Below are 13,986 nucleotides of genomic sequence, written 5' to 3' on the forward strand. Positions count from 1 at the left end.
TGTGACTATTGATGTGGGTGTTGATGAAAACGCTACAGGTTATGTAACCATTGAAGTTTTAGGTCAAACATTCATGCTTCCAGTTGAAGACGGAAAAGCAGTATTCACCTATGATTTCTTCCCAGCAACTTACTCCGCCAATGTAAAATACCTTGGTGATGACAACTTTAATGTTGCTTCCACTACTGTCTCATTTACAGTATTTGAAACATCTCCTGAATTAAAAAATACTACAATTGACATTAATGTTACTTCTGAGGAAAACAATGTGACAATAACTGCTGCTGTAAACCAAAAGGCAACAGGACTTATTGAATTTAACATAGAAGGAAAAACAGTATATCTTGCAGTAAACAATGGTCAAGCAACCTACAATATCAATTTACCTGCAAACACATATACCATTGCAGTTACCTATTTAGGTGATGACAAATTCAATCCTAATGCAACTTCAGCAAGCTTTGAAGTTCTAGGACACATTAAAAAAGACACACCAATAAATGCAGCTTCTGAGAACGCTACAGGTTATGTAACCATTGAAATCTTAGGCCAGACAGTAATGCTTCCAGTTGAAAACGGAAAAGCAACTTTCACTTATGACTTCCGCCCTGCAACATACTCCGCCAACGTAAAATACCTTGGTGATGACAACTTCAATAATGCATCCACAACCACTTCATTTACAGTATTTGAAACATCTCCTGAACTGAAAAATACAACAATTGATGTAAATGTAACCACTGTGGAAAACAATGTGACAATAACTGCTACTGTAAACCAAATGGCAACAGGTCTTATTGAGTTTAATATTGACGGACAAGCTGTATACCTTGCAGTTAACAACGGTCAGGCAACAATATATAATCTTAATTTACCTGCAAACACATATACTGTTGCAGTAACCTATTTAGGTGATGACAAATTCAATCCTAATGCAACTTCAGCAAGCTTTGAAGTTCTAGGACACATTAAAAACAGTTTCTACTGTTAATCAAACCACAGTAACAATAGATGTAGACATTAATGAGAACGCTACCGGTTTTGTCACTATTGAAATTTCAGGTCAGACAGTCATGCTTCCTGTTGAAAACGGAAAAGCAACTTTCACTTATGACTTCCGCCCTGCAACATACTCCGCCAACGTAAAATACTTAGGTGATGACAACTATAATGCTAACAGCACTTCTGTTTCATTTACAGTTATTGAAAATGTTGCCGGACTGAAAAACACAACCCTGAATGTTGATGTAGTAAGTGCTGAAAATGATGTTACAATCACTGCTGAAGTTAATCCTCTTGCAACTGGCCTTATAGAATTCAATATTGATGGTAAGGCTGTATATATTCCTGTTAACAATGGTAAAGCTGTTTATGAAGTTGTTTTACCAGGCGGAGATTATAATGTCACTGTAACATATCTCGGTGATAGTAAATTCAATCCTAATTCAACAGTAAAAGCGTTTACTGTTGTTGAACACATTAAAAAGAACACAAATATAACTTCCGATGTTGCTTTGGATAGAAATAATGTTACTTTGACCGTTAATGTCAATAAGGATGCTGGAGGTTTTGTTAAATTCACTTTAGATGACTATGATGTTTTCGCTAAAGTTGTTGATGGAAAAGCCTTTATTAATATCGTTGTCCCTCCAGGTTATTACGATGTTACCGCTGTTTATCTGGGAGACGATGACTTTAATGAGAACTCTACTGTGATTTCATTCATTGTTAGTGGTTTAGAAAGCTCTGATGTAAATATTATTGTACCAAATAATGTTAAAGAGGGTGATGATGTAAATGTCACTGTTGAAATTTATAATGCAACAGGCAATGCCTCCGTTATTATTGACGGTACTGAAATAATTGTACAGTTAATTAATGGCAGTGCAAATATCTCCATAGAAAACATTTCTGCTGGTGATCACAGTGTTGTTGTGGTTTATCCTGGAGATGAAACACATGACCCTGCATATGGTTCTTCCAGCTTTAATGCGAAATCAGGTCCTGGAAAAATAGTCACTGAATTTACAGACATTGTAATAAACGATAAAGTTGTCAGTGTTGTTTTAAGGGATGATGATGGAAATGCAATTGCCGGTGCTAATATTTCATATATGATTAATGGTATTGTAAGAACTGCTGTAACTGACAATAACGGTTCATTCAGCATGCTTGGAGATAAAGGCGTTGTAATTATTGTTGATTATGCCGGTGATTATAAATATCTTCCTACAAATATTTCAATTAACTTTGACAGCCTAGTCCCAATCACTCTGGCTACTCAGTTCAACATTAGTGAAGATTTAATTATTAACACTTATGCAGTTGATTTCAACGTTGGTGAACGTGGACCTACTTTCCATTTCCAATTAACTGATTCTAATGGTAAACCGATTGCTAATGCTCCGGTATTGTTCTCATATAAAACAGTGCTTCTCAACAGAACAACTGATGAAAACGGTATTGTATTTATTGGTGTAAGTACACAGGTTGCCGGTTCCTATATCTGTTCTTTAACATATCTTGGAAATGAAACATATAATGCAACCCATGTTGGATTTTATTTCAAACTTGCTAAAAAACCGATAACAATCACAGCAAAAGCAAAAACATATAAGGCATCCACTAAAACCAAAAAATATACTGTTACCTTAAAAACTAGTAAGTGTGCTTCTAGAAATGGTAAAGTTTACCTGAAATCCGGTAAAAAAGTAACTCTTAAAGTCAATGGTAAAACATATGTTGCAAAAACTAATTCTAAAGGTCAGGCAACATTTAAAATTACAAAACTGACTAAAAGAGGCAGGTTTGTTACAAAAATTAAGTTTGCTGGTGATAAAACTTATAAATCAGTAACCAAAACCGTAAAATTAACAATTAAATAAGAAGTGATCTTTCACTTCTAAACTTTTTCTTTTTTTATGTCCTTATAAAGTTTCATGCCAAAAAATCATTTTTTTTATATGTAAATTATTTTCTACCATATTAATTTGTAATTAATCATCTAAAAAATTATTAACTAATAAAAACAAATTTAATATTAAAAATATATTATTAATGGGGCTTGAAACACATGGAAATTTATCATGGAAGTACATTAATCGTTGAAAAGCCTGAAATTAGAATTCATAAATTCAATAAAGATTTTTACTTTGGATTTTACTTCACAGTTATGGAACAACAGGCAATCCGTTGGGCAACACGATTTGGAGAAGGTATTGTCAATGTTTATGAATATCATCCAAACGATTCGTTGAAAATTCTGAAATTTGAAAAAATGACTGAAGAATAGTTGGATTTCATAATCGCCTGTAGAAGTGGAATTCCTCATGACTGGGACATCGTTGAAGGTCCAATGGCAGATGATACAATTTATAATTACATTCAAGAATTTCAAGATGGAAAAATTAGCAGAGAGGCATTTTGGGCATTAGTTAAATTCAGATATCCAACTCATCAAATTTGCTTTAACACCCCGAAAGCACTTGAAACCATAAAATTTAAAGAAGCGAGGAAAGTCTATGGATAAAAATAATAACTCCTTATTTTATACTTGCAGCCTAATCGAATTCATCTCACGACAAACAAAAAATAACAGAAAAGACATAATCGAATATTTAGGCGAAGATTTAGAAAGGATCTATAACTATGAAGACGTATTTCATTGCGAACCGATTGAAAAAGTAGCAAATGATTTTATAATCCGCAACAATATTTCAACAGGCAAGTTTGATATTATTTCAAAATGCAAATACAACATTCCAGATTATTGGGAAATTGGAGAAGTATTTGAAAGACTAATTGAAGACATTTATGATAAAAAAGACATTTTTAGAGGAATAAGAGAAGTGTATTCATCATGGTTAGCAGAAAAAATACTAAATTTTAACTCAGATTTATATTATCAATCAAGACAATACCTTGCAGAATGTTATAAAGCTGGAAAAATCATAATTGCATAATAAATGACCATCAAAAACTCCTAATTATCATAAACTGTAATTTATAGTCCTAACGATATGACTGTGAAAATGGAATATAACCCTAATTAATAAACCTAAATATTTTTAATAGAAATTATTGATTGAAATATAAATAAAAAAAAAATTAATAAAATTCATTGATAGTGAAATTGTTAACCGTATAATTCCTTTTATAAACATGTAATCTAAGACCAATACGAGTTATAAGAATTTTATTTCCTTCAACAAAATAAACAATACGAAATTTTCCCAATCTTGCACGCCTATACCCATCAGTATTTTTTAAATTCTTAAATTTGCTTTTAAAAGGATTAGAACGAATTTCTCGTATTTTATCACATAATCGTTCATAAAGTTTAGGATTAGATAATTTTAATTCATCTAAAAATTCCCTATACTCTTTAGAAACGAAAATTCTATTTGAGCTCTTCGAAGTCACTTAAGTCACCACTTCTAACTTTAGCCCGTAATTTATCCATTTCTTCTAAAAAGCCAACATAATCATTACAGTCATCATTTGTAAATCCTAATGTTGATGAAGATAAATTTAAATCATCGCTACCAACAGAAGTAGTGTTTTTATCCTTTAAACGCCTTAGTGAGGAATTTTTAAATGTTGAAACACCATATTTCATTTTTCAATTTCCTCCTGTTGTAATATTTAAATTTTGATTATAATAATGTTTTCTACTAATCCATTTGAAACCTTCATGTTTTGTAATAACTGCAATATCAATAGGCCCGCCAATGACTTGTGCTCCTGGAACAAATCGTGATGAATTAACTGAAATTTCTGCTAAGAATCTGACTAAATCAATTGCATCTTGTATAGGCATTGCAGGGACTCCTAATGGTAATTGAAGGTCCTCTTTACAATTAGAGATTATATCTTCAATTACATCATCATCCACATTATTATTTTTTAGAATTATTGACAATCTTTCATCAAATCCCAATAGATATCTTGTAATGAAATCAGTATCTCCAAACCATAATACTGCCAATGGATCATCTTTGTTAAGTTCAACAGGATTTTCAACATTGCCACAATCAACATTTATTAAAATTATTTCCTGATTGCCTTCATTTGAATATCCTGCTAACAAAAAACCAATACTTTCATCATTACTTATTTTTTCTTCTAAAAACTTTTTAAAAGAATATGAAGTATCCATTACAGAAACATGATCTATTTTTGCTGATTCTTTTCGAAAATCTTTAATTAAAGTTGAAATGGATTCATTATTAATACTGCCCTCACCCCATGTCATAACACCAATTGGACTACCTTTTTTTATATTAAAAAGTTTATCGGCAGTAAAATAGGTATGATGAACCTCATCAATACCATCTTCATTTTTCCCAAATATTGTTGAGGAACTATCAGTTGCCAAAATAATTCCATCATTTATTTTCATCGAAATTGCTATTGTCATATTTTTCACCCTATTTAAGTTATTTTCAAAAAAAATACTTAGAATTGGTATTAATATGTTTTAAAAGATATTTAAAGGTTGTTGAAGCCACTTTGTAAAATTGTAGTGAGAAAAACATCCTATTTAAACTTTGCGGTGCAAAAAAATGAATTGATAAAAAAATTCGCCATATAAATGAAAAAAAAATATGAAAATCATAAATGGTATCTGATGCAACAAATCTTAAACACAATACATGTTTAAAACCTATAAAATGATATTTATATGTGTCTATCGCTTTGATTGTGTTATGGGTATGAAAGTGTTTCAAATATTTAATCCTCTGATTATTTTTCACATAACATCGGCCATTTGCTTCATTTCAATTTTTTCATCAGACCGCTCATTCTTGCATAGTGGAACATGTAAAGCTGGACATAACCTGCATTTTTGCCGAACTCTTCCATTCCAAATTCACGAACCTTGGCAACGCTTATATCCTTTCCATCAAAATACAAATGGGAAACAATACGTTTTATCCATACATCTGAGGGGAAAGCTTGCCTAAAGTTGAATCCGTAAAGCAATATGCAGTCAGCCACTTTCGGACCTACACCAGGAACTTCCAGAACTGTTTCAAAGGCCTCATCATAGCTCATTTTGAATATTTCATTAATGTCAATTCCATCAGCAAACATCTCGGATGCCATTCTCATGTAAGGTGCTCTATATCCAACGCCGCAATTTTTAAGATTATTATTGCACATTGAAATATCTTGAATATTTGATGAATTAAATTCATCTTCATCATCCAAGTATACATTTAATAAATCGTTGCTTTTAGGAAAAGTATAGTAATTGCCGTGCCGATTTCCCCACTTCTCTTTTATCTGAGAAATCGAATTGGTCCATCTTTTGATTGAATTATTTGCAGAACAAATTGACGAGACAACACATTCAAAAGGATCATGTGCCAAAAAAAGCCTCAATCCATTGCAGAATTTGGACATTTCTGCAAGTTCGCCATGACTGTCCAAATATTTATAGAATTTATCCAAATCAAAATCCAAATCATAAATGTATCTTAATTTAGAAATAGCTTCTTTTTTAGAGATATTGCCTTCAAAATCAAAGTCAAAAAATTCACCGGATTGTCTTACATTAAAAATAACAGGATTATCATTAACATTAACGATATTAGAAAAAGTACCGCAGGATTCTGTCCATGGAGGCTGTGAAGTCTGGCCTGACAATTGAGTCAATTCCAAATCAATCGGGGATTTAATAATCATAATCGAACAGCTACATTATTTTTGTTCAAATATTCTTTAACTGTAGGAATTGAATATTGGTTAAAATGAAATATACTGGCTGCAAGAGCTGCTGAAACATCGGTTTTTTGAAATACTTCAAGAATATGCTTTGGTTCTCCGACACCACCGCTGGCAATTACCGGAATGTCAACTGCATCATTGATTGTTTTATTCAGTTCAATATCATATCCGTTTTGAGTTCCATCCCCGTCCATACTGGTCAGAAGAATCTCACCTGCACCACGTTCCTGACATTCTACAGCCCATTGAATCGCATCTATTCCTGTAAATTCACGTCCCCCGTAAATGCTTGAATCAAACCAGCAGTATCCCTTATCAGTTTCTATAACAGTTTTGTCAGGAACGTCGTCAGGATGGTCAACATATCTTCTTTTTGCATCTATACCAATGACGACAGCCTGTGAACCTACGACTTTGGAAGCTTCAGTCAGTAATTCCGGATTTTTAATGGCTGCAGTGTTTGTTGAGCATTTATCTGCGCCGGCTCTAAGCATCTTAATGTAATCATCAACTTTCCTTATTCCTCCGCCTACACAAATCGGCATGAATACGTTTTCTGTTAATCTGTCAATTACATCTGCCATTGTAGCTCTTCGTTCATGAGAAGCAGTAATGTCTAAAACAACAATTTCATCGGCTCCTTCTTCGTAATAACGTGTTGCAAGGTCAACCGGATTGCCGGCATATTTAATCTCTTTAAACTCAACACCCTTAACAACTCTGCCTTCAGGAACCTGCAAATCACAATCTAAGCAAGGAATAATTCGTTTAGTTAACATGATATCTAATTAATAAAAAAAAGTAGTATTGTTTTTTAAAAAACAATAATATTAAGCTGAGTACCTTAAAACAAAACAGAATATTGCTAAAATAACAGTAGCAACAAGTACGTGCTCAGGTGAAAGTTTTGGACCTAAACTTTCTTCATCAAAGTATCTTACTAAACCTGCACCAGTTTGAGGCATAGAAATCTTATTATCTTTTTTTGCCATAGTAATCTCCTATAAAATTAATTTATTAAAATAACTGAATATAATTATTTTTTTCATCATATATATACTTTAAATTTTTTCCTTTTTAATTACTTTAATATCGCTTATTCTAGTATCAGGATATTGTCCGTCATCATCTTTTTCAACTGCCTTAACCATATCCCATACAGTAAGTAATGCAACACTGACACCAGTAATAGCTTCCATTTCAACACCAGTCTTGCCTAATGTATTAACTGCACATCTGGCTATGATTTCAGTTTCTTTAACTTCAAAATCAAGCTCTATACCTGTCAATGCCAATGGATGGCAAAGCGGAATAATTGAGGAAGTATTTTTAACCGCCTGAATTCCTGCTATTTGAGCAGTTGTCAATACGTTTCCTTTTTTAATTTCTTCATTTTGAATTAGATTGATAGTATTTTTATCTAAAAATATGCTGCCGCTGGCAATAGCTCTTCTTTTTTGATCAGGCTTGCCGCCAACTTCAACCATATGTACTCCACTGTCAGTTAAATGTGTAAATTCATCTGCCATAATATCTACTTCTCACTTACTTCAATTACATCCAATTGTTCACAAATAGCATTAACACCCAATATTTCACCAATATTCGGATGACTTCTTCCTTCATCACCGGAGATTAATTCCTTAATATATAATCCCCCTTCAGTTTTGATACGCATACTGAATCTTGTATCATCTATAATTTCGTAGGACAAATCAAGAACATGCTTAATACGTACCTTATCAGCGCGTCTCCTCAATACTCTCAAAGGAGTTTGCTGATGAATTTCATTCAATTTAGTTAATTCTTCCAATTTATCCTTGTCAAATGCCTCATCACATTTAACAAGAGCTCTATAAACCTTGTATGTATCCGGAGAGGACTGCTTAATTTCTGCTTTTCTTTTCCTCTCACATACATGCAGATTATGATAAGCAGTTTTACCTTCATTAACTTTATTGATTTCTTGCTCTATTTTTTCCAAATCAAGTTTTCTGATTTTTGGTTCTTTAATTTCTAAGACAAAAGGCCTTCCGGAACCCAACATTAAAACGTCAATATCTTCACGGCCTGCCCCATGGAATTTAGCTTCTCTTCCTTTAGTTAATTTTAAAAAATGCTCGGAAATCAGTTCCTCAACAGATTCAGGATACTGCTTTCCTGTGAAATTACATTCCTCACATCCTCTTCCCTTACATTTAGAGCATGGCCATTTGGTTTGCGGAATTCCACGTTTCAGCTTATTGTATTTTCCTTCTATATATAACGGGTTAATTTGAATTCTGACTTTAGGTTCATTGATTAAATCAACGTTAAAAACAATATCCTGCGCTTCAAATTCCGCCTCTTTATCATATCTTTCCCATATTCCAAGACCAATGAGTCTGTTGACTTCCTTTTTAATGGTTTCAACGCTTAAACCGAATTTTTCAGAAAGTTCCTCATCCCTTTTTTGAATGTCCTTATCTATTTTTGAACCTACTAAAAAGGTGTCGAATTCAACACCCAGAAGATTTATTTTTTCATCAATCTTGCAGTATAAATCATCATCAAGCTTATCGAATAAATTATCGCAAACTGCGCAGTCCACATCATCTAGATTGATGTTAAGCTCATCACAGACTTTATCTGCCCTTTCGATATTGTTGTTTCCTTCAATTGTCTTGGACAGTTTACGGCCCAAACAACTTTTACATATTTTACCATCAGTTTCTTCTAAAATACTACTTGCTAATTCAAACATATTATCTATTCATAAATTGACCCATCATACGGTTCATTGCACCGCCTCCAAGACGGCCACCACGTTTTCCTATTCCTTTCATTGTCTTTTTAGTGTTATTGTAATATTTTAGAAGTTCTTTTACTTCGCTTTCTTCCACGCCGGAACCACGGGCAATTCTTCTGATACGTGACTGTTTTATAATCTTAGGGTTAAGCATTTCCTCTTCTGTCATTGAAGACATCATGATTTTATATGTGTCAATCTTGTCTTCAGTCATCTTGGATGCTTCTTTTGAAATCTTGTTTCCCATACCTGGAATCATGTTTAGAACCTGTTGCATAGGTCCCATCTTATTCATCATTTCAAACTGGTTTTTCATGTCCATCAGTGTGAATTTACCGGTAAGCATGTTGTTCATGGTTTTTTCTGCAACATCCTCATCGATATTTTCCTCTGCCTTTTCTATAAGGGATTTGATGTCCCCCATTCCAAGCAGTCTTGAGATGAATCTTTCAGGATCAAAGAGTTCAAAGTCATCTATTCTCTCACCAGTACCGATGAATTTAATTGGAGCTCCGGTTTCTGCAACGGCAGACAGTGCACCCCCACCTTTAGCTGAACCGTCCAATTTTGTAATGATAATTGATCCTATGTCGGTTGCCTGTGAAAATGCCCTTGCCTGTTCACCGGCCTGCTGACCGATGGTACCGTCAATAACCAGAATAGCTTCATTAGGATTGATTATATTGTCCAGCTCATCCATTTCTGCAATAAGGTCTTCTTCCTGTTTGTGCCTTCCTGCAGTATCGAAAATAATGACTTTTCTATTTTTAAACTCTTCCAAACCTTTTTGAGCCAGATCAAGTGCATCCTTATTGTCAGGATCCCCATATAAAGGAACATCCATTTCTTCTGTCAATTGCCTTAACTGCTCATAAGCGGCTGGTCTCCATGTGTCTGTACAGACAACAGCAGGGTTGAAACCTTTTTTCTGCAGGTATCTGCATAATTTACCGATTGTAGTAGTTTTACCACTACCCTGAAGACCCAGAAACAGAATCTTATATGGCCTGTCGTTAATGTCAAGACCGGCGGCTTCACTGCCCAGAAGGTTTACCATTTCTTCATAAATAATAGTTATAACATGTTCTCTTGGAGTGATACCCTTAGGAGGTTCCTCTTCAAGAGCTCTTGATTCAATTTTTTTAGATAATTCTAATACTAGTTTAATATTAACGTCTGATTGAATTAATGCACGTTGTATATCTTTTACAACTTCCTTAATTGTTTTTTTATCAATAACAGACATTCCCACTAATTTTTTCATAGTATTAGTAAGATTATCTCCCAAATTTCCTAGCATGATAATCACTTTAATTAGAAAAATTATTTAATTATATTAAAAATATATTTATATTTAATTAACTTTTAAATTTTTGTGTGATACTATGTTAGAAGAAGTAAAAAAATCTTTAGAATCATCACCCATTGTGAAAAAAGGAGAATATAATTACTTTGTAAACCCAATTAGTGATGGGGTTCCTGCAATGAACCCTAAAATGTTACGTGAATTATCTTTAATGGTTCATAAACATGCCAATTTGGACGTGGATAAAATTGTAGCTGTAGAAGCTATGGGAATACACTTAGCTACTGCATTATCTCTTGCAACAGACATTCCATTTGTTGTTATCCGTAAAAGACAATACGGACTTGAAGGAGAAAAAGAAGTCTATCAGAAAACAGGATACGGATCATCAAACCTTTACATTAACGATTTACACCCTGGTGAAAAAATACTGCTCATTGATGATGTAGTAAGTACTGGAGGAACACTGATTGCCCTGATTAGAACTTTGGAAGATATGGGCCTTGAAATCAAATCTATTGTTCCTGTAATTGAAAAAGGAGAAGGAAAAGAAATAGTTGAAAAGGAAACAGGATACAAATTGTTATCCCTTATTAAACTAGATGTTGTTGATGGAAAAGTAGTTATTGAAAAGACAATCGAAGATTAAAATGTCAATGTATGATATGGATTTGGATAAGGTAATCCGAAAAATCAACTCCAAAAATGCTAAAACAGTTGGACTTCAGTTCCCTGAAGGATTGAAAATGCAGGCTGTTAAAATAGCCAAAGCCATCGAAGATGAAACAGAAGCCACAGTCATCATTTCAGGAGACCCCTGTTTTGGAGCCTGTGATGTAAGCGACTGGAAAATGAAAGGGTCCGTTGATTTGATAGTTCATTACGGACACACTCCACTTCCATTAAAATATGAAGTTCCGACACTTTTTATTGAAGCATTTTCACAAATTGATGTTAAAAAAGACCTTAAAAAGTGTCTGGAGGAAATCAAGGACTACTCAAGAGTTGGCCTTGTAACAACAACACAGCATCTGCACCTTTTAAATGAAATAAAGGATTATCTTGAAGACAATGGTAAGGAAGTTATTTTAGGTTCATCAGCCTCAACAAGAAAAGGACAGGTTTTAGGCTGCAATTTTTCATCAATAAAAGATTTGGACGTTGAAATCATATTGTTTATAGGCAGCGGAAATTTCCACCCCCTTGGAATCAAATTATTTTCAAATGTTGACGTTTTGGCAATAGATCCGTACAACAGTGAAATTCGAAAGATGGATGAATATGCAGACAGGATTTTAAGAATAAGATTTGCAAGAATAACAAAAGCAAAAACAGCTAGAAAATGGGGTATAATAGTATCTTCAAAAGAAGGACAATACAGAATGACTCTTGCAAAGGAACTTAAAAAGATATTGGAAGAGCACAATATGGAAGCATACATCATCCTGGCAGACAACATCAATCCAGATATCTTACTTCCTTACATGGAACTGGATGCCTTTGTTGTAAGTGCCTGCCCAAGAATTGCAATTGATGATTCTCAAATGTATAAAAAACCTTTATTAACTCCTCAAGAGCTGGAAATCGTTTTAGATAAAAGGAAATGGGAAAATTACCAATTGGATGAAATCCTATTCCATGAACGTTATCAAAAATAACCAACTTTTTTCTTTTTTAGATACATTTAACATGTATGAAAGCAATATTGGCCCAAGTTCAATAATAATTTGAATAGCTTTAAATATTAATTAAAATAAAATTATTATATTAAAGAAAATTTTATAAAATCTTTAATTTTGGTGATTTTAATATGAGCAATAAAGACGAACAAATAGTAATGCCTGGAGAAAAATTAGGAATAATTGAGCAATATCTCCCGGGAGAAGGTACATTCGATGATAATGGAGACATTAAAGCATCTGTACTAGGTAATGTTAAAATTAATCAAAAAATGAAGGTTATTTCTGTTGAAAGTGATGCAAAACCAGCTTTATTACAAGTTGGAGATGTAGTATATGGTCAAATAACTGATATAAAACCGCAAAGAGCTAATGTTAATATAGAATGTATAAAAGATAATGCAAGACCATTAGCACTACCATATATGGGAGCTATCCACATATCTCAAGCAAAAAAAGATTATCTCGAAAAATTATCTGATGCTTTCAGAATAGGCGACATAATACAAGCAAAAGTAGTTAAAATAACTGGAGATAATGTTGATTTAGGTACTGTAGATGATGACTGTGGAGTTCTAAAAGCAATGTGTACACGTTGCAGAGATTATATGCACACTACCAAAAAACAAAATGAGCTTCAGTGCAATAACTGTAACAAAAAAGAGAAACGTAAAGTTTCCAAAAACTATGTTAATGATTAATTAAGGTTGATAATATGGAAAATATTGAAATTATTGAAGATAAAACTTTAGAATTGACATTTCGTATAAATGATGAAAGTCACGGAGTTTGCAATGCTTTAAGACACCTTCTGATGCAAGATGAAGATGTTGAATATGCCGTTTACAATATCGATCACCCTCTTACTGGAAAACCTGAAATGACAATAAAAACAAAAAGAGGAAAAAGACCTAGAGTTGTATTGAAAAAAGCAGCAGAAGAACTCCAAAAAGAAAGTGCTGATTTTAAAAAACTTATCGATGAAGCTTTATAGCTTCAAATTATTTTTTTTATGTGATTTAATGAGCGAATATAAAATTCCTTCTATAACTGCCGACATCTTTATTTTTGATGATGATTTGAACTTTATTTTAATCAAAAGAAAAAATGATCCTTATAAAGATTGCTGGGCAATCCCAGGAGGATTTGTAGAATACGGTGAAAGTGTAGAAACAGCAGCAATACGAGAGGCAAAAGAAGAAACCAGCATTGATGTTGAACTAATAGATTTAGTTAATGTTTATTCAAAGCCTGACAGAGACCCAAGAGGACACACAATCACAGTAGCATACACTGCAAAAGGAAATTTTGAAGATAAAAAAGCAGACAGTGATGCAAGCGACATATCAATTTTTAATGAAAAAAAGTTAGATGAAATTAAACTTGCATTTGACCATGAAAAAATCATTAAAGATTGTTTAAAAACCATTAAAAACAAATTATAATGATATATTTAAATAATTGAAAAAAAATATCTTAAT

At 33.0% G+C, this 13,986-nt stretch carries 17 protein-coding genes and 1 pseudogene; 9 read left to right on the top strand and 9 right to left on the bottom strand.

Annotated elements, in window-relative coordinates; all coding sequences use genetic code 11:
- From QZU75_RS09705 to QZU75_RS09720, 4 genes and pseudogenes are all read left to right on the top strand, one after another.
- Positions 1-991: Ig-like domain-containing protein (locus tag QZU75_RS09705; RefSeq protein WP_296883352.1), on the top strand; the 991-nt coding region annotated here is incomplete at its 5' end.
- Between the two features lie 28 nt (positions 992-1,019).
- The gene (locus tag QZU75_RS09710) at positions 1,020-2,885 is read left to right on the top strand and encodes an Ig-like domain-containing protein (RefSeq protein ID WP_394350239.1); all 1,866 of its coding nucleotides are present in this window, start codon (positions 1,020-1,022) and stop codon (positions 2,883-2,885) included.
- Between the two features lie 188 nt (positions 2,886-3,073).
- Positions 3,074-3,529, top strand: a pseudogene (locus tag QZU75_RS09715) (DUF3990 domain-containing protein).
- Positions 3,522-3,962: a hypothetical protein gene (locus tag QZU75_RS09720; protein WP_296883354.1), complete on the top strand. Its 441-nt coding sequence runs from the start codon at positions 3,522-3,524 to the stop codon at positions 3,960-3,962. The pseudogene QZU75_RS09715 and the gene QZU75_RS09720 overlap by 8 nt, the downstream one beginning before the upstream one ends.
- Positions 3,963-4,107: 145 nt before the next feature.
- Here the strand turns inward: QZU75_RS09720 and QZU75_RS09725 are convergent, their stop codons facing one another.
- The 9 genes from QZU75_RS09725 to QZU75_RS09765 form a co-directional block, all read right to left on the bottom strand.
- Complete coding sequence (locus QZU75_RS09725; protein WP_296883356.1) at positions 4,108-4,422, bottom strand: type II toxin-antitoxin system RelE/ParE family toxin; 315 nt, start codon at positions 4,420-4,422, stop codon at positions 4,108-4,110.
- A complete protein-coding gene (locus tag QZU75_RS09730; RefSeq protein WP_296883358.1) occupies positions 4,400-4,618 on the bottom strand; it encodes a hypothetical protein in 219 nt (72 codons plus the stop codon). Before QZU75_RS09730 ends, QZU75_RS09725 begins: the two co-directional genes overlap by 23 nt.
- A gap of 3 nt (positions 4,619-4,621) precedes the next feature.
- Positions 4,622-5,419, bottom strand: coding sequence for a hypothetical protein (locus QZU75_RS09735; RefSeq protein ID WP_296883360.1), 798 nt, complete (start codon positions 5,417-5,419; stop codon positions 4,622-4,624).
- Positions 5,420-5,775: 356 nt separating this feature from the next.
- Positions 5,776-6,690: a DNA glycosylase gene (locus tag QZU75_RS09740; RefSeq protein WP_296883362.1), complete on the bottom strand. Its 915-nt coding sequence runs from the start codon at positions 6,688-6,690 to the stop codon at positions 5,776-5,778.
- On the bottom strand, positions 6,687-7,511 hold the full coding sequence (gene hisF / locus QZU75_RS09745; RefSeq protein WP_296883364.1) for an imidazole glycerol phosphate synthase subunit HisF: 825 nt from the start codon (positions 7,509-7,511) through the stop codon (positions 6,687-6,689). Before hisF ends, QZU75_RS09740 begins: the two co-directional genes overlap by 4 nt.
- A 51-nt stretch (positions 7,512-7,562) precedes the next feature.
- Positions 7,563-7,724 (bottom strand): preprotein translocase subunit Sec61beta, encoded by a 162-nt coding sequence (locus tag QZU75_RS09750; RefSeq protein WP_292743069.1) that lies wholly within the window; start codon positions 7,722-7,724, stop codon positions 7,563-7,565.
- A 69-nt stretch (positions 7,725-7,793) separates the two neighbouring features.
- Positions 7,794-8,261, bottom strand: a complete 468-nt coding sequence (moaC, locus tag QZU75_RS09755) for a cyclic pyranopterin monophosphate synthase MoaC (RefSeq protein ID WP_296883365.1) — start codon at positions 8,259-8,261, stop codon at positions 7,794-7,796.
- 5 nt (positions 8,262-8,266) lie between these two features.
- Positions 8,267-9,484, bottom strand: coding sequence for a tRNA pseudouridine(54/55) synthase Pus10 (locus tag QZU75_RS09760; protein WP_296883390.1), 1,218 nt, complete (start codon positions 9,482-9,484; stop codon positions 8,267-8,269).
- On the bottom strand, positions 9,477-10,826 hold the full coding sequence (locus tag QZU75_RS09765) for a signal recognition particle protein Srp54 (protein WP_296883392.1): 1,350 nt from the start codon (positions 10,824-10,826) through the stop codon (positions 9,477-9,479). The genes QZU75_RS09760 and QZU75_RS09765 overlap by 8 nt, the downstream gene beginning before the upstream one ends.
- Before the next feature lie 79 nt (positions 10,827-10,905).
- Between QZU75_RS09765 and hpt the strand changes: the two genes are divergently transcribed.
- From hpt to QZU75_RS09790, 5 genes are all read left to right on the top strand, one after another.
- Positions 10,906-11,475, top strand: coding sequence for a hypoxanthine/guanine phosphoribosyltransferase (hpt, locus tag QZU75_RS09770; RefSeq protein WP_296883366.1), 570 nt, complete (start codon positions 10,906-10,908; stop codon positions 11,473-11,475).
- A 1-nt stretch (position 11,476) separates the two neighbouring features.
- Positions 11,477-12,484, top strand: coding sequence for a diphthamide biosynthesis enzyme Dph2 (gene dph2, locus QZU75_RS09775; protein WP_296883368.1), 1,008 nt, complete (start codon positions 11,477-11,479; stop codon positions 12,482-12,484).
- Between the two features lie 152 nt (positions 12,485-12,636).
- Complete coding sequence (locus QZU75_RS09780) at positions 12,637-13,206, top strand: exosome complex RNA-binding protein Csl4 (protein WP_296883370.1); 570 nt, start codon at positions 12,637-12,639, stop codon at positions 13,204-13,206.
- Positions 13,207-13,220: 14 nt separating this feature from the next.
- Positions 13,221-13,499, top strand: coding sequence for a DNA-directed RNA polymerase subunit L (locus QZU75_RS09785; RefSeq protein ID WP_296883372.1), 279 nt, complete (start codon positions 13,221-13,223; stop codon positions 13,497-13,499).
- Between the two features lie 28 nt (positions 13,500-13,527).
- On the top strand, positions 13,528-13,950 hold the full coding sequence (locus tag QZU75_RS09790) for an NUDIX hydrolase (RefSeq protein ID WP_296883374.1): 423 nt from the start codon (positions 13,528-13,530) through the stop codon (positions 13,948-13,950).
- Positions 13,951-13,986 lie beyond the last annotated feature (36 nt).

It is taken from the genome of uncultured Methanobrevibacter sp., from assembly GCF_902764455.1.
In the GTDB taxonomy this organism is placed as follows: Archaea; Methanobacteriota; Methanobacteria; order Methanobacteriales; family Methanobacteriaceae; genus Methanocatella.

Excerpts from the sequence above, each read along its gene's own strand:
- QZU75_RS09720 (WP_296883354.1), top strand. The coding sequence starts at position 3,522 with ATGGATAAAAATAATAACTCCTTATTTTATACTTGCAGCCTAATCGAA.
- QZU75_RS09730 (WP_296883358.1), bottom strand. The coding sequence starts at position 4,618 with ATGAAATATGGTGTTTCAACATTTAAAAATTCCTCACTAAGGCGTTTA.
- QZU75_RS09735 (WP_296883360.1), bottom strand. The coding sequence starts at position 5,419 with ATGACAATAGCAATTTCGATGAAAATAAATGATGGAATTATTTTGGCA.
- QZU75_RS09740 (WP_296883362.1), bottom strand. The coding sequence starts at position 6,690 with ATGATTATTAAATCCCCGATTGATTTGGAATTGACTCAATTGTCAGGC.
- hisF (WP_296883364.1), bottom strand. The coding sequence starts at position 7,511 with ATGTTAACTAAACGAATTATTCCTTGCTTAGATTGTGATTTGCAGGTT.
- QZU75_RS09750 (WP_292743069.1), bottom strand. The coding sequence starts at position 7,724 with ATGGCAAAAAAAGATAATAAGATTTCTATGCCTCAAACTGGTGCAGGT.
- moaC (WP_296883365.1), bottom strand. The coding sequence starts at position 8,261 with ATGGCAGATGAATTTACACATTTAACTGACAGTGGAGTACATATGGTT.
- hpt (WP_296883366.1), top strand. The coding sequence starts at position 10,906 with ATGTTAGAAGAAGTAAAAAAATCTTTAGAATCATCACCCATTGTGAAA.
- dph2 (WP_296883368.1), top strand. The coding sequence starts at position 11,477 with ATGTCAATGTATGATATGGATTTGGATAAGGTAATCCGAAAAATCAAC.
- QZU75_RS09780 (WP_296883370.1), top strand. The coding sequence starts at position 12,637 with ATGAGCAATAAAGACGAACAAATAGTAATGCCTGGAGAAAAATTAGGA.
- QZU75_RS09785 (WP_296883372.1), top strand. The coding sequence starts at position 13,221 with ATGGAAAATATTGAAATTATTGAAGATAAAACTTTAGAATTGACATTT.
- QZU75_RS09790 (WP_296883374.1), top strand. The coding sequence starts at position 13,528 with ATGAGCGAATATAAAATTCCTTCTATAACTGCCGACATCTTTATTTTT.